Origin of the sequence: Streptomyces telluris (genome assembly GCF_024519335.1) — a bacterium.
GTDB classification, from domain to species: domain Bacteria; phylum Actinomycetota; class Actinomycetes; order Streptomycetales; family Streptomycetaceae; genus Streptomyces; species Streptomyces telluris.
This window is the reverse complement of record NZ_JANIID010000105.1, coordinates 1-346: the sequence shown is the minus strand read 5'-3', so window position 1 is coordinate 346 and position 346 is coordinate 1. Positions and strand designations below refer to the sequence as shown.

At 62.7% G+C, this 346-nt stretch carries 1 protein-coding gene; it reads right to left on the bottom strand.

The window, feature by feature from the left end:
* Positions 1 to 8 precede the first annotated feature (8 nt).
* On the bottom strand, positions 9 to 346 hold a 338-nt coding region (locus tag NQU55_RS36300; RefSeq protein WP_256791886.1), incomplete at its 5' end, for an adenosylhomocysteinase.

Genomic DNA, 346 nt, shown 5'->3' with positions numbered 1-346 from the left:
CGTCGGTGTCAGTAGCGGTAGTGGTCCGGCTTGTACGGACCCTCGACCGGGACACCAATGTAGGCCGCCTGCTCCGGACGGAGCGTGGTCAGCTTGACGCCCAGCGCGTCCAGGTGCAGCCGCGCGACCTTCTCATCCAGCTGCTTCGGCAGCACATACACATCCGTCGGGTACGACTCCGGCTTCGTGAACAGCTCGATCTGCGCCAGCGTCTGGTCCGCGAACGAGTTCGACATCACGAACGACGGATGACCCGTCGCATTGCCCAGGTTCAGCAGACGACCCTCCGACAGCACGATCAAAACCTTGCCGTCCTCGAACGTCCACGTATGAACCTGCGGCTTCA